General features: G+C 66.6%; 16 protein-coding genes. 10 read left to right on the plus strand and 6 right to left on the minus strand.

Annotated elements, in window-relative coordinates; genetic code table 11:
- Window positions 1–28: 28 nt before the first annotated feature.
- The gene (locus AU187_RS15470; RefSeq protein WP_059097929.1) at window positions 29–1,771 is read left to right on the plus strand and encodes a DUF3556 domain-containing protein; all 1,743 of its coding nucleotides are present in this window, start codon (window positions 29–31) and stop codon (window positions 1,769–1,771) included.
- Here AU187_RS15470 and AU187_RS15475 read toward each other — a convergent pair.
- Window positions 1,761–2,552, minus strand: a complete 792-nt coding sequence (locus AU187_RS15475; protein ID WP_059097928.1) for a FadR/GntR family transcriptional regulator — start codon at window positions 2,550–2,552, stop codon at window positions 1,761–1,763. The two genes, AU187_RS15470 and AU187_RS15475, sit on opposite strands and share 11 nt — an antisense overlap.
- Window positions 2,553–2,761: 209 nt before the next feature.
- Between AU187_RS15475 and AU187_RS15480 the strand changes: the two genes are divergently transcribed.
- The 3 genes from AU187_RS15480 to AU187_RS15490 are packed head-to-tail and all read left to right on the plus strand — an operon-like array spanning window position 2,762 to window position 5,857.
- Window positions 2,762–3,907, plus strand: coding sequence for a thiolase family protein (locus AU187_RS15480; protein WP_059097927.1), 1,146 nt, complete (start codon window positions 2,762–2,764; stop codon window positions 3,905–3,907).
- Between the two features lie 5 nt (window positions 3,908–3,912).
- The gene (locus AU187_RS15485) at window positions 3,913–4,710 is read left to right on the plus strand and encodes a crotonase/enoyl-CoA hydratase family protein (protein ID WP_059097926.1); all 798 of its coding nucleotides are present in this window, start codon (window positions 3,913–3,915) and stop codon (window positions 4,708–4,710) included.
- A 4-nt stretch (window positions 4,711–4,714) separates the two neighbouring features.
- Window positions 4,715–5,857, plus strand: a complete 1,143-nt coding sequence (locus AU187_RS15490; RefSeq protein WP_059097925.1) for an acyl-CoA dehydrogenase family protein — start codon at window positions 4,715–4,717, stop codon at window positions 5,855–5,857.
- Between the two features lie 66 nt (window positions 5,858–5,923).
- Here AU187_RS15490 and AU187_RS15495 read toward each other — a convergent pair whose 3' ends face one another.
- Window positions 5,924–6,670 carry a fasciclin domain-containing protein gene (locus tag AU187_RS15495; protein WP_059097924.1) on the minus strand — a complete coding sequence of 249 codons (747 nt, stop codon included), beginning with the start codon at window positions 6,668–6,670 and terminating at the stop codon, window positions 5,924–5,926.
- A gap of 170 nt (window positions 6,671–6,840) precedes the next feature.
- Between AU187_RS15495 and AU187_RS15500 the strand changes: the two genes are divergently transcribed.
- From AU187_RS15500 to AU187_RS15510, 3 genes are read left to right on the plus strand one after another with little or no spacing between them, the layout of a single operon-like run.
- Window positions 6,841–7,365, plus strand: a complete 525-nt coding sequence (locus tag AU187_RS15500; RefSeq protein WP_059098400.1) for a gamma carbonic anhydrase family protein — start codon at window positions 6,841–6,843, stop codon at window positions 7,363–7,365.
- A gap of 34 nt (window positions 7,366–7,399) precedes the next feature.
- Window positions 7,400–8,548 (plus strand): NAD(P)H-binding protein, encoded by a 1,149-nt coding sequence (locus tag AU187_RS15505; RefSeq protein WP_059097923.1) that lies wholly within the window; start codon window positions 7,400–7,402, stop codon window positions 8,546–8,548.
- The gene (locus tag AU187_RS15510; protein WP_059097922.1) at window positions 8,545–9,264 is read left to right on the plus strand and encodes a CPBP family intramembrane glutamic endopeptidase; all 720 of its coding nucleotides are present in this window, start codon (window positions 8,545–8,547) and stop codon (window positions 9,262–9,264) included. Before AU187_RS15505 ends, AU187_RS15510 begins: the two co-directional genes overlap by 4 nt.
- A gap of 1 nt (window position 9,265) precedes the next feature.
- On the opposite strand, the gene tet(V) is transcribed toward AU187_RS15510, so the two are convergent.
- A complete protein-coding gene (tet(V), locus tag AU187_RS15515; RefSeq protein WP_172800281.1) occupies window positions 9,266–10,513 on the minus strand; it encodes a tetracycline efflux MFS transporter Tet(V) in 1,248 nt (415 codons plus the stop codon).
- A gap of 151 nt (window positions 10,514–10,664) precedes the next feature.
- On the minus strand, window positions 10,665–11,486 hold the full coding sequence (locus tag AU187_RS15520; RefSeq protein ID WP_059166908.1) for an enoyl-CoA hydratase: 822 nt from the start codon (window positions 11,484–11,486) through the stop codon (window positions 10,665–10,667).
- 87 nt (window positions 11,487–11,573) lie between these two features.
- Between AU187_RS15520 and AU187_RS15525 the strand changes: the two genes are divergently transcribed.
- From AU187_RS15525 to AU187_RS15535, 3 genes are read left to right on the plus strand one after another with little or no spacing between them, the layout of a single operon-like run.
- Window positions 11,574–12,665, plus strand: a complete 1,092-nt coding sequence (locus AU187_RS15525) for a CaiB/BaiF CoA transferase family protein (RefSeq protein ID WP_059097919.1) — start codon at window positions 11,574–11,576, stop codon at window positions 12,663–12,665.
- Window positions 12,666–12,685: 20 nt separating this feature from the next.
- Window positions 12,686–13,438, plus strand: coding sequence for a 3-hydroxyacyl-CoA dehydrogenase (locus AU187_RS15530; RefSeq protein WP_059097918.1), 753 nt, complete (start codon window positions 12,686–12,688; stop codon window positions 13,436–13,438).
- Window positions 13,435–14,433: an NAD(P)H-dependent flavin oxidoreductase gene (locus AU187_RS15535; protein ID WP_059097917.1), complete on the plus strand. Its 999-nt coding sequence runs from the start codon at window positions 13,435–13,437 to the stop codon at window positions 14,431–14,433. The genes AU187_RS15530 and AU187_RS15535 overlap by 4 nt, the downstream gene beginning before the upstream one ends.
- A 43-nt stretch (window positions 14,434–14,476) precedes the next feature.
- Here the strand turns inward: AU187_RS15535 and AU187_RS25485 are convergent, their stop codons facing one another.
- On the minus strand, window positions 14,477–14,629 hold the full coding sequence (locus AU187_RS25485; protein ID WP_165606474.1) for a hypothetical protein: 153 nt from the start codon (window positions 14,627–14,629) through the stop codon (window positions 14,477–14,479).
- 78 nt (window positions 14,630–14,707) lie between these two features.
- Window positions 14,708–15,244 carry a DoxX family protein gene (locus tag AU187_RS15540; protein WP_059097916.1) on the minus strand — a complete coding sequence of 179 codons (537 nt, stop codon included), beginning with the start codon at window positions 15,242–15,244 and terminating at the stop codon, window positions 14,708–14,710.
- Window positions 15,245–15,402 lie beyond the last annotated feature (158 nt).

Below are 15,402 nucleotides of genomic sequence, written 5' to 3' on the forward strand. Positions count from 1 at the left end.
GCTAGAACACGTTCTAATCTGTGATGCCATGGGGTTCTTGAAGCAGGAAGCGCCCGTCGTCGACTTCGAGGAATGGAGCAAGGGCACCCGCGCCGAGAAAATCGTGCCTATGGCCCGGCACTGGGCCGAGGTGGGGTTCGGGACGCCGGTCGTCCTACACCTGTTCTACGTCGTCAAGATTCTGCTCTACATCCTGGGCGCATGGCTGGTCGCGCTCACCACCACCGGGATCGACGGATTCACCGACGTCACCTCCTGGTACGACGAGCCGATCGTGTTCGAGAAGGTCGTGCTGTACACGATCCTGTTCGAGGTCGTCGGCCTCGGCTGCGGCTTCGGGCCGCTCAACAACCGGTTCTTTCCGCCGATGGGCTCGATCCTGTACTGGTTGCGGCCGAATACGATCCGGCTACCACCGTGGCCGAACCGCGTCCCGCTGACCAGAGGGGACACCCGCACACCGTTCGACGCGCTGCTCTACGCCGCTCTGCTGGTGCTGCTCGTCGTGGCGCTGTTCTCCGACGGCACCGGACCGATCCCCGAACTCGGAACGACGGTCGGTGTGCTTCCCGTGTGGCAGATCTGGGCGATCCTCGGAGTGCTCGCCGTGCTGGCCCTGCGCGACAAGGTGATCTTCCTGGCCGCTCGCGGCGAGGTGTACGCGAGTCTGGCGGCGTGCTTCTTGTTCGCCGGTCCCGACATCATCATCGCGGCCAAACTCGTGTGCCTGACGATCTGGCTCGGCGCCGCGACGTCGAAGCTCAACAAGCACTTCCCGTTCGTCATCTCGACGATGATGAGCAACAATCCGGTGTTCCGGCCCAAGTGGATCAAACGCAAGTTCTTCGAACACTTTCCGGACGATCTGCGGCCGGGCCGGTTATCACGTTGGCTGGCGCATTTCAGCACGGCGATCGAAGGACTGGTCCCGCTCGTGCTGTTCTTCTCCAACGGAGGCTGGCCGACGTACATCGCCGCGTTCGTGATGCTGGTGTTCCACTTCGGCATCCTGTCGTCGATCCCGATGGGTGTGCCGCTGGAGTGGAACGTCTTCATGATGTTCTCGGTGCTGGCGCTGTTCGTCGGGCACGCCGGCATCGGCCTGGGCGATCTGCAGAGTCCGTGGCCGATCGTGTTGTTCGTCGTCGTCGCGGGCACCGTGGTGATCGGAAACCTGTACCCGCGCAAGGTGTCCTTCCTGCCCGGCATGCGGTATTACGCGGGCAACTGGGACACCGGGCTGTGGTGCGTCAAACCGTCGGCCTCGGCGAAGATCGAACAGAACGTCGTCTCGATCGCGAGCATGCCGCAGGCGCAGATGGAGCGGTACTACGGCAGCCCGGAAACCGCGCAGATGTACCTGTACATGGGATATGCGTTCCGCGCCTTCAACACTCACGGCCGCGCGATGTTCACGCTCGCGCACCGCGCGATGGCGGGTCACAACGAAGACGACTACGTGCTCACCGACGGAGAGCGCATCTGCAGCACGGCGATCGGGTGGAACTTCGGCGACGGTCACATGCACAACGAACAGCTGATCGCGGCATTGCAGAAGCGCTGCCAGTTCGAACCCGGCGAGGTACGGGTGGTGCTGATCGACGGGCAACCGATACACCGACAGACCCAGCAGTACCGCTTGGTCGACGCCGCCACCGGCGAATTCGAGCGCGGCTACTTCAAGGTCGCCGATGTGGTGACGCGGCAGCCGTGGGACGACACCGTGCCGGTGCAGGTGACCTGGCAGAGGGAGACGACGATCAGCCCATGACGTCGCGGACTTTGACGTCCTCGAGTCCCTGCAGGAGCAGATCGCGCGCGGTGTCCAGATGCTTGCGCCAATGAGCCTCGGCGGCCACGCCGTCTCCGGATCGCAACAGCTGCATCAGCTTTCGATACGACCGCATCAGCTTGTCGTAATCGGCTTTGGAGACGGGGCGTCGTTCCTTGAACAGAAAAGCGTTGTGCCGCACGGTGATCTCTTGCAGCATCCCCGCGATGATGCTCAGCGTGGCGTTGCCCGACAATTCGACGACACGGAGGTGGAAGTCGCCGGTGGTCTCGGCCAGGGTGTCGTGCTGCCAGCCGGAGGGCACATGCTCTTCGAGCATCTTGTCGAGCTCGTCGAACGCCTCGGCCGATCCCGATTCCGCCAGCAGCCGCACCGCCATCGGCTCGATCCCGGACCGGGCCGTCATCACGTCTGCGATGGTCGCGCCGGACAGTTCGAGCAGCAGGCCGGCGGGACGGGCCACGATCTCGGGGCCGGGCACCCGGACGCGGGCGCCGGTGCGAGAGCCGCGGCGGACCTCGACGAGCCGCTCGGACTCCAGGACCCGCACCGCCTCTCGCAAGGTCGGCCTGCTCACCCCGAAGTGCGCCATCAGTTCGGCTTCGTTGGGGAGGAAGTCGCCGTCCTTGAGCTGCCCGTCGACCACCATCCGGCGCAGTGTTCCCGCGACGAGCTCGGCCGTCTTCGGGGACCGGACCGCTGTGCCGGCGCCGACGCCGTCCGGGCCGATCATCGGCGCCAGCGGTGTATTTCGAGCCACTCCCACTCCCACGACGTTGCCACTGGCCGGTTGTCCAGCTATGCAACTCAGTAAACCATGTGCGATAAAGAGCGGGAGGTTGGCGCCGCGGGCGCCTGGATGCGTCGCAGCCTACCAACCAGTAGGTTGACCTAGTAAACTTTGTTCCTCTACGTTCGATGGTGGACCTTTGTGGGAGATCCCACCAAACCTTTCGAAGGAGTTGTTCCATGGCTGAAGCCGTCATCGTCGAGGCAGTGCGGTCGCCCGTCGGCAAGCGCAACGGAGGACTGTCCGGTGTGCATCCTGCCGAACTGTCCGCGCAGGTCCTCAATGGTCTGGTGGAGCGGGCCGGGGTCGACCCGGCGCTCGTCGAGGACGTGATCTGGGGCTGCGTCATGCAGGCCGGCGAGCAGGCCCTCGACATCGGCCGAACCGCACTGCTGGCGGCGGGCTGGCCCGAGAGCGTGCCCGGTGTGACGGTCGACCGCCAGTGCGGGTCGAGCCAGCAGTCCATCCACTTCGCCGCCGCCGGGGTGATCGCCGGCCACTACGACGTCGTCGTCGCGGGCGGTGTGGAGTCGATGTCGCGCACTCCGATGGGCGCGTCGCTGGCCAGCGGCGGCAACCCGTATCCCCAGAGCTTCAAGGACCGCTACAGCCAGACCCCGAACCAGGGCATCGGCGCCGAGATGATCGCCGAGCAGTGGGGCCTCGACCGCACCATGCTCGACGAGTTCTCCCTCGGCTCGCACGAGAAGGCAGCTGCCGCACAGGATTCCGGTGCGTTCGACGATCAGATCGTCGCGATCAAGGACCAGGACGGTAATCCGGTTCTCAAGGACGAGGGCATCCGCCGCGGCACCACCATCGAGAAGATGGGTCAGCTCAAGCCCGCGTTCCGCGAGGACGGCGTGATCCACGCCGGCAACTCGTCGCAGATTTCCGACGGCTCGGCCGCGCTGCTGTTCATGTCCGCCGAGAAGGCCGCCGAGCTGGGTCTCAAGCCGATCGCCAAGGTGCACACCGCCGTACTGGCCGGTGCCGATCCGGTGATCATGCTGACCGCGCCGATCCCCGCCACCCAGAAGGCGCTCAAGCGCTCGGGCCTGCGTCTCGAGGACATCGGCGTGTTCGAGGTCAACGAGGCGTTCGCCCCGGTTCCGATGGCGTGGCTGAAGGACATCGGTGCCGACGAGAAGAAGCTCAATCCCAACGGCGGCGCGATCGCGATCGGCCACCCGCTGGGCGGCTCCGGCGCCCGCATCATGACCACGATGCTGTACCACATGCGCGACAAGGGAATTCAGTACGGCTTGCAGACCATGTGCGAGGGTGGCGGCCAGGCAAACGCCACCATCATCGAACTGCTGTGACATCTGTGCCGTCCGACGTTGCGGTCCCCGCCGCTCTGACCGAGCGGCGGGGCAACGTCCTGGTGATCACCCTCAACCGGCCGGAGGCCCGCAACGCCGTCAACAGCGCGGTGAGCACCGCGGTGGGCGACGCTCTGCAGGAGGCGCAGGACGACCCCGAGGTTCGCGCGGTGGTGATCACCGGAGCAGGTGAGTCCTTTTGCGCCGGAGCCGATCTCAAGGCCATCTCGCGGCGGGAAAATCTCTTCCACCCCGAGCACGGTGAGTGGGGCTTCGCAGGCTACGTGCACCATTACATCGACAAACCGACCATCGCTGCGGTCAACGGCACCGCGTTGGGCGGCGGCACCGAACTCGCGCTTGCCAGTGATCTGGTGGTCGCCGAGGAGCGCGCGAAATTCGGTCTGCCCGAGGTGAAGCGGGGGCTCATCGCCGCAGCGGGCGGCGTGTTCCGCATCGTCGACCATCTTCCCCGCAAGGTCGCGATGGAGCTGCTGTTCACCGGCGAGCCGATGTCGTCGGCCGACGCGCTCAAGTGGGGCCTCATCAACCAGGTGGTTCCCGACGGGACCGCGGTCGACGCGGCACTTGCGCTCGCCGAACGGATCACCTGCAATGCGCCGCTTGCGGTGTGGGCGAGCAAGCGGGTGGCGATGGGCGTCGACGACGGCGTCATCACCGGCGACGAAGCCGGGTGGACGAGGACCATGCGTGAAATCGGGACCGTGATCCGTTCCGAGGACGCCAAAGAAGGACCGCTGGCCTTCGCCGAGAAGCGCCAGCCTGTTTGGAAGGCCAAGTGACCAAGTGAAGAGAGCTATCTACGACGCCGAGCACGAGGCGTTCCGGGAAACCGTGCGGGAGTACATCGAACGCGAACTCATTCCCAATCAGGAGAAGTGGGAGACCGAGCGCATCGTCGACCGGTCGGCGTACACCGCAGCAGGCAAATACGGGCTCATCGGGTTCAACATGCCCGAGGAATACGGCGGCGGCGGCTCCGACGACTTCCGGTTCAACGCGATCATCGACGAGGAGATGGCCCGCTCCGGCGCACACGGACCGGCGCTGAGCCTGCACAACGACGTCGTCGGGCCGTACTTCAAGGACCTGACCAACGACGAGCAGAAGCAGCGCTGGCTGCCCGGCATCACCAGCGGGGAGACCATCATCGCGGTCGCGATGACCGAGCCCGGCGCGGGCAGCGACCTGGCCGGCATCCGCACCTCCGCGGTGCGTGACGGTGACGACTGGATTGTCAACGGCTCCAAGACATTCATCTCGTCGGGCATCAACTGCGACCTCTGCGTGGTGGTGGCCCGCACCGATCCCGAAGCCGGCCACAAGGGCTTCACGCTGCTGGTCGTCGAGCGCGACATGGAGGGCTTCAGCCGCGGCCGCAAGCTCGACAAGATGGGTCTGCACTCGCAGGACACCTCGGAGCTGCACTTCGAGAACGTCCGGGTGCCCGCCGCCAACGTGCTGGGCAAGGAAGGCCGCGGCTTCTACCACCTGATGACCAACCTGCCGTCGGAACGGTTGTCGATCGCGATCTCGGCGATCGCCGGGGCCCGCGCGGTCTGGGAGGAGACGCTGCAATATGCCAAGGACCGCAAGGCATTCGGCCAGCCGATCGGCAGCTTCCAGCACAACCGGTTCCTGCTCGCCGAGATGGACACCGAGCTCGAGGTCACCGAGAACTACATCGACCGCTGCCTGCGCGCCGTCGTCGACGGTGAGCTCACCGCGGTCGAGGCGGCCAAGGCCAAGTGGTGGGCCACCGAGGTCGCCAAGAAGGTGGTCGACAGCTGCGTGCAGCTGCACGGCGGCTACGGCTACATGATGGAGTACCGCGTGGCGCGGGCCTACGTCGACGGACGCATCCAGACGATCTTCGGCGGTACCACCGAGATCATGAAGGAGATCATCGGCCGCGACTTGGGCGTATAAGACAAGCCGATTCGGTGTAGTTGGTTGCGGTGGGCGCAACCAACTACACCGAAATCGCGAAGAGCGTCAGCCGATCGGCGCGTCTGCGGCCGGCGTCGGCTCGGTCGGCTCGGTCGTCGCCGCAGTGGTCGTGGTCGTCGTAGTCGTGGTGGTCGACGTCGCGGACGGCGTGGCCGCCGCCGGTGCCTTGGCCGGGTCGAGCACCGTGTCGATCAGGTAGATCCGGGCGTTGGCCGCCTGGATCCCACCGCAGACCACCTTCGCGGTGTCGTTGATCTCGATGTCGGCGTTCTCACCGGTCACCTTGATCTCCGCACCCTGCTGGGTGGGCCGCTGACCCTCGACGTCCTTGGGGCCGAGGACCCCGAGGAACACGTGGTAATAGACGAGGTCCGTCAGCGCGGCGGGGTTCGCCTTCAGCGCGTCCAGTTGAGCAGGCGGCAGCGCCGCGAACGCCTCGTTCGTCGGCGCGAACACCACGTACGGGCCGTTCTCCAGGACCGGCACGACGTTGACCGCGGGGTTGAACCCACCCGAGATCGCGGAGTAGAAGGTGCTGGCGTCCGGGATGGCTTGCAGCGCCTGTCCGACCGGCAGGGCGTTCAGCGATTTCCAGTCGGGCACCGCCTCCTTGAACGCGTCGCAGCCCGACCCCTCCGGATTCGGGATCTCGATCACCGCGGTGGTGGTCGGCTCGGCCGGCTGCTCGGGCGCGGGCGGATCGGCGTATGCGGTGACGGCCAGCGGCACCGAGAGCGCCATCGCGGCGATCCCGGCCGTGGCACCGATGGCTTTGCGGGTGCGGGTCTTCACTTGCGGCTCCTCGGCTAGACAGGTCGCAAGGGATGTTAGAGGCACGGCCGCGCCAGTGCCAAAGTCCTCACCTCGCCAAACGTTCGCCGCAAGCGTCTGACCTGCGCATTGCCGATCTCCCCACACGCTGCTGTCTCGTCGGCCAACGGCCGGTGAATACGATGACGCGCATGCCTGAGCCGCTGATCGTCTCCATTCGTGGCCGCACACCGTCGCTGCACGCTGAAGCGTGGGCGGCGCCGAACGCGAGCCTGATCGGTCAGGTGACGCTCGCCGCACGGGCCAGCGTCTGGTACGGCGCGACGCTGCGCGCGGAGGCCGAACCCGTCGACATCGGCTTCGGCACCAACATCCAGGACGGCGTGACCATCCACGTCGATCCGGAGTTCCCGGTCAGCATCGGCGCGGAGGTCAGCGTCGGGCACAACGCCGTCCTGCACGGCTGCGTCGTCGAAGACGGAGCGCTCATCGGCATGGGCGCGGTCATCCTCAACGGCGCGACGATCGGCCAGGGCTCGCTCATCGCCGCGGGCGCGGTGGTGCCTCAGGGATTCGTGGTGCCGCCGCGCTCACTGGTCGCGGGCGTCCCGGGCAAGGTGCGACGCGACCTGAGCGACGCCGAGGTCGCCCACAACCGGCACAACGCGCAGGTGTATCAGCGGCTCATCGATCTGCACCGCGACGCGACGGCCTAGATTCCGTCGGGACCGATCCGGGTACAGCCGTACCGTGAAACGTGTGCGCACCCTGGTGACCGGCGCGACCGGTTATGTCGGCTCCCGGCTCGTCGACGCCCTGCTGTCGGAGGGGCATGACGTCGTGGCGGCGAGCCGAAACCGCGACAGATTGGCCGATTTCGGTTGGCAGGACCGCGTCACCGCCGTCGAGTTGGACGCGCACGACGAGGCCTCGGCGCGGTCGGCATTCGCCGACGCCGGGCCCGTCGATGTCCTCTACTACCTTGTGCACGGCATCGGGGAACCCGACTTCCGGGACGCGGACAACCGGGCGGCGGCCAACGTGGCGCGGGCCGCCAAGGACGCCGGTGTCCGGCGGATCGTGTACCTGGGCGGGTTCGTGCCGGATGGCGACGATCTGTCCGAGCACCTGAGCAGCCGCGCCGAAGTGGCCGAAGCGCTGCACATTGACGGCGGTGCCGATGTGGTGTGGCTGGGCGCGGCGATCATCATCGGGGCAGGGTCGACGTCGTTCGAGATGCTGCGCTACGTCGGCGACCGGTTCGTGGTGTTTCCGCTGCCGTCGTGGTCGTCGAACCCGATCGACCCGATCTCGATCTGCGACGTTCTGCACTACCTCATCGCCGCCGCGGACAGCGATCGCGTGCCCGCGGGGGCCTACGACATCACCGGCGCGGAAACGACGTCATACGCCGAGTTGCTTCGGACCTATGCGCGGATATCCGGCAAGTGGCGGGCCGAACTGCCGGTCGACGGCGTCGACACCGGGCTGGTGTCGTGGGTGACGGCGGTGGTGTTGCCCGTGCCGGGCGGGCTGGCGGCGGATCTGGTTCAGTCCCTTGACCATCCGATGATCGCCTCGGAAACGCGGCTGCGCGAGCACGTGCCCGACCCGCCGGGCGGATTGGTCGGGATCGACGATGCGATCAGGCGGTCCCTGGGCAGTCGTCGGCGCAAACCCGTCGACGAGCTCACCGACCCGCACCACCTCGCCGACACCGACCCCGACTGGGCCGGCGGAGACACACTGCGCCTCAAGCAGATGGCCGGCGCGGTGACACCCGGAATCGTCCGGCCCGCGCTCGGACTCATCGGCGGCGTTCCCGGACCGGTAGCCGGAGTGGTCCGCACGGGGCTCGATACGCTTCTCAACCTGGTGCCGAAGGCGAGCCCGGCATGACGGAGACGCAGCCGCGCGCCGGACTCCTGCAGGAGATCCGCGAGATCGCGACCACCGTCGCCGTTCCGCACCACGAACCGCCCGCAGTCATCAGGCGCAGGCGGATCGTGGTCGCGGTCGTGCTGGTGATCGGCGCTGCGCTGCTGGGCTATTCGCTGACCCGGCCGCCCGGTGACGACTCGTTCTACTGGCTGACGCTGGCGCTGGCGGGGGTGTGGGCCGTCGGCGCCGTCCTGTCCGGACCCCTGCACCTGGGCTGCGTGAGGTTCCGCGGCCGAAACCAGCGGCCCGTGATCACCGGCACCGGCGTCGGGTTGGCGTTGGGCGCGGCGTTCGTCATCGGCGGTCTGATCGCGCGCGAGATTCCCGGCGTACGCGAATACATCACCCGGGTACTGGAATTCGCCGATTACGGGCCACTGGCGCTGGTGGTCTTCATCACCGTGGTCAACGGTGTGGCCGAGGAGATGTTCTTCCGCGGCGCGATGTACACGGCGCTGGGCCGTTTTCACCCCGCGTTGATCTCGACCGTGCTTTATGTCATCGCGACGTCGGCCACCACCGGCAACCCGATGCTCGGCTTCGCCGCGATCATTCTCGGCACGGTCTGCGCGCTGGAACGCCGAGCGACCGGCGGCATACTCGCACCGATGCTCACCCACTTCTTCTGGGGGTTGGTCATGGTGCTCGCGCTGCCGCCGATCTTCGGCGTCTAGTTCAGCGCAACGGGTGGGCCAACTCGTCGCGACGCATCCCGGCCGCCCCCACCGCGACCGCCGCCACCAGCACGGGGACGATGCCGGCGACGAGGAAAATCGTCTGCATCGACACGACTTTCGACAGCGGACCCATGATCGCGAACGACACCGGCATGAACGCCAGCGAGACGAAGAAGTCCAGGCTCGACACGCGGCCCAGCATCGCCGTCGGCACCCGTCGCTGTAGCAGCGTGCCCCAGATGACCATGCCCGCGCCGTCAGTGAACCCGATGACGAACGTCGCGGCCGCCATCACCGGGAACGACGTGGTGAAGCCGAACACGATGAGCGGAATGGCGCCGAGACTCCACATCGCCAGCATCACCGACAGATATCGCCGCGGCATCCGGCCCGACGACACCGTCAGCGCGCCGAGGGCGCTGCCCACACCGAAGAACGCGAGAATGAACCCGTACATCCGTGCCCCGTCGGCGAAGCGGTCCTTGGCGATGAATGGCAGCAACACCTCGATCGGCCCCAGCACCACCAGCACGAAAATGCTCGCGAACAGCAGTGTCCACAACAACCACGGGGTTCCGAGTACGAACACGAAGCCGTCGCGCAGATCACGCAACACATGCGGGTGCTCTTGTGGTGCAGGGGTTTTCATGGCCGGCCGGGTCGCGATGAGCAGCACCAGGCCGACGGCGAACAGCACGGCCACCGCCACGGCGCCCAGCGCGGGGAACGTCGCACCGACGAGCACACCCGCGACGGCCGGACCCACCGCCCGCTGGAAGACCGGACGCACCACGCCTTCGACACCGTTGGCCGCGAGCAACTGCTCCGGCGGCAAAATCCGCGGCAGGATCGCGCTGTAGGCGGGGAAGAAGAACGCCGCCGCGGTGCCCAGGGCCGCCGCGCCCACCGCCAAGTGCCAGATCTGCAGAGCACCAAGCAGTCCCAGCACCGCGATCGCCGACGAGGCGAGCACGTTGACCGTCTCGACCGCGATGATGATCGCGCGTTGGTGGAACCGGTCGGCGGCAATCCCGCCGATCAACACGAAGGCGACCAGGGCGGCGGCGAAGCACGTCGTCACGATCGACAGCGATACGGGATCGTTGTCGAGTGCGATGACCTGCATGGCCAACACGACCGCGAACATGCCGTCGGCGAAGATCGACAGTGAGACCGCCGCGATCAGCAGGCGGTACTCGCGAATCCGGAACGGTGCGAGCACACGCCAGCCGCCGGTGTTGTGCACCGGCTGTTGGATGTCGAACTGCGTACTCACCCGTCGATGGTTGCCGATGCGCGGGCACCGAGTCCACCGATTTTCTCGGCGCGAGCAGACGCGAAGTGCCCAAAAACCGCCGCGAATCCGGACAGTTTGCGTCTGTTCGCCCTTACAAGGGTTAGAAGTCGGAGAAGTTGGCTTGCCTGCGCTGCTGGAAGGCCTTGGTGCCTTCGCGGAAGTCGTGCGAATCGAGAAGCGACAACTGGCCCTGCTTTTCGCGTTCCAGTGCGCCTTCGAACTCGGTGAGCGTGGCGGCGTTGATCGCGTGCTTGGTCTTGCGCAGTGCGACCGCGGGACCGGACTTGAGCGTCGCGATGACCTTGTCGACCTCGGAGTCGAACTCGTCGGCGGGGTAGACCGCGGTCACCAGACCCCAGTCGTAGGCCTGGTCGGCCGGGATGCGTTCGGCCAGCAGCGCCATCCGGGTCGCGCGGATGCGCCCGATCGCCGCGGCGATCAGCGCCGATGCGCCGCCGTCGGGCATCAGGCCGATCTTGGTGAACGCCAGCATGAAAAACGCCTTCTCCGAAGCCAATACGACGTCGGAGGCCAACGCCAGCGATACCCCGACACCGGCCGCCGGGCCGTGCACCGCGGCCACCACCGGTTGCGGCAGGTTCACGATGGCCCGAACCGCGCGGTTGGCGGCATCGAGCACGTCGGCCGGTGTTCCGTTCGCGCCCGGATTGGCGTGGTCCTCTTCGCTGATGCCTGCGCCCGAACAGAATCCGCGGCCGGCCCCGCCAAGCCGCACGACCTTGACCCTCGAGTCGGACGCCGCCTGGTTCAGGGTGTCCGCGATGGTCGCGAGCATCGGTTGGGTCAGCGAATTGAGGCTGTCCGGCCGATTCAGCGTCACCGCGAGCACACCGTCGGTGAGGTCGACCGACAGTGCGTCAATTCCGGTATATGTGGGTGCGCCCGAATCGAGGGTTGTCATGGCTGCACCCTAGAACCGGACGACTTGGTTATACAAGTAAGCTATGTCGGCGATCGAGGCGTTCGCCCGGACGGAAGGCGGTTGAGCATGGCGGGACCACTGCACGGACTGCGGGTCATCGAACTCGCGAGCATCGGGCCCGGGCCGCACGCCGCGATGATTCTCGGTGACCTCGGTGCGGACGTCGTGCGCGTCGAACGGCCGGGCAAGCTCGGCGGGGTTCCGACCAGCAAGCGCGAGGCCACGCTGCGCAACCGGCGTTCTGTCGCCGCCGACCTCAAGAGCGATGAGGGTCGCGAACTCGTGCTGCGGCTCGTCGCCAAGGCCGACGTGCTGATCGAGGGGCTGCGCCCGGGTGTGACCGAGCGACTCGGACTGGGCCCGGAGGACTGCGCGAAAGTCAACGAGCGGCTGATCTACGGGCGCATGACCGGCTGGGGCCAGACCGGGCCCCGCCGCCTGCAGGCCGGCCACGACATCAACTACATCTCGCTCAACGGCGTGCTGCATTCGATCGGTCGGGCGGGGGAGCGGCCCGTCCCGCCGCTGAACCTGACCGGCGACTTCGGCGGCGGCTCGATGTTCCTGCTCGTCGGCATCCTGTCCGCGTTGTTCGAACGGCAGACGTCGGGTAAGGGCCAGGTGGTCGACGCCGCGATGATCGACGGTTCCAGCGTGCTGGCGCAGATGATCTGGGGCTTCCTGCAGGACGGCCTCTGGGTCGACCAGCGTGGCGTGAACATCCTCGACGGCGGGGCGCCCTACTACGACACCTACACCTGCGCCGACGGCCGCTACATCGCCGTCGGCTGCATCGAACCGCAGTTCTATGCCGCTTTCCTCAAGGGCCTCGGTATCGACGGTGAAGATTTGCCCGACCAGAACGACGTGAGCCGCTGGCCGGAGCTGCGCGAGCGGTTCAGCGAGGTCATCGGCGCCAAGGACCGCGACCACTGGGCCAAGGTCTTCGCCGACAGCGATGCCTGTGTGACACCCGTGCTGTCGTTCTCCGAGGTGGAGTCCGAGCCGCACGTCACCGAGCGCAACACCTTCTATCGCGACGGCGACCATCTGCAGCCGATGCCCGCGCCGCGGTTCTCCCGCAGCGTGCCCGCCGCACCGACGCCAGCAGGCGAAGCCGGAGCCGACACCGAAGCCGTCTTACGAGACTGGGTCTGAACAGAAAGGAACACCCTCAAGTGGAGATCAAGGACGCCGTAGCCGTCGTCACCGGTGGAGCCTCGGGCCTCGGCCTGGCCACCACCAAGCGCCTACTCGACAAGGGCGCATCGGTGGTCGTCATCGACCTCAAGGGCGAGGACGCTGTCAAAGAACTCGGCGATCGCGCCCAGTTCGTGGAGACCAACGTGACCGACCCCGACGCGGTGGCCGCCGCGCTCGACGCCGCCGAGAAGATGGGCCCCCTGCGCATCAACGTCAACTGCGCGGGCATCGGCAACGCGATCAAGACGCTCTCGAAGGACGGTCCGTTCCCGCTCGACGGGTTCAAGAAGGTGATCGAGGTCAACTTGATCGGCACGTTCAACGTGCTGCGGCTCGCCGCGGAGCGCATCGCCAAGACCGAGCCGGTTGACGGCGAGCGCGGTGTCATCGTCAACACCGCCTCCGTGGCGGCGTTCGAGGGCCAGATCGGTCAGGCCGCGTACTCGGCGTCCAAAGGCGGTGTGGTCGGCATGACGCTGCCGATCGCGCGTGACCTGTCCCGTGATCTGATCCGCGTCTGCACCATCGCGCCGGGTCTGTTCAAGACCCCGCTGCTGGGCTCGCTGCCCGAGGAGGCGCAGGTCTCGCTGGGCAAGCAGGTTCCGCACCCGGCCCGCCTCGGCGATCCCGACGAGTACGGTGCGCTGGCCGTGCACATCGTGGAGAACCCGATGCTCAACGGTGAGGTCATCCGTCTGGACGGCGCGATCAGGATGGCGCCGCGATGACGATCACGACGAAGTTCACCGAGACGTTCGGCATTGAACATCCCGTCGTGCAGGGCGGGATGCAGTGGGTCGGCCGCGCGGAACTTGTTGCGGCCGTGGCGAATGCGGGCGCGCTCGGTTTCATCACCGCGCTGACTCAGCCCACGCCGGCCGACTTGGCGAAGGAGATCGCCAAGTGCCGCGACCTGACCGACAAGCCGTTCGGCGTCAACCTGACGATTCTGCCGACGATCAACCCGCCGCCCTACGACGAGTACCGCCAGGTGATCGTCGACTCCGGCATCAAGATCGTGGAGACCGCGGGCTCGAACCCGGCTCCGCACCTGCCGATGTTCCACGACAACGGCATCAAGGTGCTGCACAAGTGCACCTCGGTGCGCCACGCCGTCAAAGCGCAGAGCCTGGGCGTGGACGGCATCAGCATCGACGGGTTCGAGTGCGCCGGGCATCCCGGTGAGGACGACATCCCGGGGCTGGTGCTGATTCCGGCCGCATCGACCAAGATCGACATCCCGATGATCGCCTCGGGCGGATTCGCCGACGGCCGCGGACTGGTCGCGGCGCTCGCGCTGGGCGCCGACGGCATCAACATGGGATCGCGCTTCATGTGCACCGTCGAATCGGCGATTCACCAGAACGTCAAGGAAGCGATCGTCGCGGGCACCGAGCTCGACACGGAGCTGATCTTCCGGCCGCTGCGTAACACCGCGCGTGTGGCCAGCAACGCGGTCTCGCGCGAGGTCGTGGAGATTCTCAACCGGGGCGGTCAGTTCGAGGACGTCAAGGATCTGGTGGCGGGCAAGCGCGGCGTGAAGGTCTACGAGGTCGGCGATCTCGACGCCGGCATCTGGAGTGTGGGCACCGCGATGGGCCTGATCAACGACATCCCGACTTGCGGGGAACTGGTTGCTCGCATCGTCGAGGAAGCCGAGGAGATCATCACGGATCGGCTGAGCGGGATGGTTTTGGCCGACGAGGAAGAGAACGTGGCGTAAGCGAACGTCCGAGCGAACGCGCGGCCCCTCGGCGCGCGTTCGGTCAGACGGCGGTGCGCAGGGGGTGCTCGTCGTCGAGCTGCTCCGAGGTATCGCCTTCTACCAGGACATCGCCGTGGTAGAGCGCCTCGAAGTCAACCTTGATGACATCGGCACTGGTGTCGTCGATCCACATGTACTCGACAGTAGGGGTCACCTCTAAGGAATCTTTGAGTCACGATTCGGAAAATCGTGGCAATCTTACCGGCGGGTAGGTTTTTGCCGGAGAACCGTTCTAGCTCGGGGCGGTGAAGTGGATCGGGTTCGTTCCGAGCAGCGCCACCCACGTCAGGACCGCCGCGGCCAAGGCCGCGATGAGCAGGCCTACCGCTATGCGCGTTCCCCACAAAGTTCTGCCGAGCACCTTCGCATCGACCGAGTACGCGCCGGCGCCGAGGAACAACAGTGCTGTCGCTCCGATGCCGATCAGGAACGGCGCATTGAACGGTTCGGACCAGAAGGCCATCGCCGACACATTGACCGCCCATGCGTCGACCATCGCCGCGATCACCGCGAACGCCGCCAACGGCGTCAGCGCGCCGGCGATCAAGCCGAGGCCGCCGAGCGTTTCGGCCGTCGTCACCATGAGCGCCGCCAGACCGGGTAGTCGCCAGCCGGCGGACTCCATGAAGCCGACCGCGGTATTGAAGTCGAAGGCCTTGATCAGGCCGGCCTGAAGAATCGCCGCGCCGATGCCGATCCGCAGGATCAGCAGGCCGAGGTCCACAGCGGTGTCGCGCGTGGTGGTGGTGGCCACGTCCGTCGTTGTCATGCCGATTACGACTACCAGACAAGTCAGAACTCATCGCGGGGAATCGCGGTGAACGTCGCGGGCACGTGAACCGTGTTCCGTAGGGGGCATTGACTCCCCTGACTTACCGCTGTTAAGTTAGCGTCGTTAGCCGCAAGGGGACTGCCGATCGAGAGGAT

The sequence above is a fragment of the Mycobacterium sp. IS-1556 genome, assembly GCF_001499985.1.
Taxonomy (GTDB): Bacteria; Actinomycetota; Actinomycetes; order Mycobacteriales; family Mycobacteriaceae; genus Mycobacterium.

Bases quoted from the DNA above. Each gene is read 5' to 3' on its own strand.
- AU187_RS15525 (WP_059097919.1), top strand. From the start codon at position 11,574: ATGGCGGGACCACTGCACGGACTGCGGGTCATCGAACTCGCGAGCATC.
- AU187_RS15540 (WP_059097916.1), bottom strand. From the start codon at position 15,244: ATGACAACGACGGACGTGGCCACCACCACCACGCGCGACACCGCTGTG.
- AU187_RS15470 (WP_059097929.1), top strand. From the start codon at position 29: ATGGGGTTCTTGAAGCAGGAAGCGCCCGTCGTCGACTTCGAGGAATGG.
- AU187_RS15535 (WP_059097917.1), top strand. From the start codon at position 13,435: ATGACGATCACGACGAAGTTCACCGAGACGTTCGGCATTGAACATCCC.
- AU187_RS15510 (WP_059097922.1), top strand. From the start codon at position 8,545: ATGACGGAGACGCAGCCGCGCGCCGGACTCCTGCAGGAGATCCGCGAG.
- AU187_RS15520 (WP_059166908.1), bottom strand. From the start codon at position 11,486: ATGACAACCCTCGATTCGGGCGCACCCACATATACCGGAATTGACGCA.
- AU187_RS15500 (WP_059098400.1), top strand. From the start codon at position 6,841: ATGCCTGAGCCGCTGATCGTCTCCATTCGTGGCCGCACACCGTCGCTG.
- AU187_RS15480 (WP_059097927.1), top strand. From the start codon at position 2,762: ATGGCTGAAGCCGTCATCGTCGAGGCAGTGCGGTCGCCCGTCGGCAAG.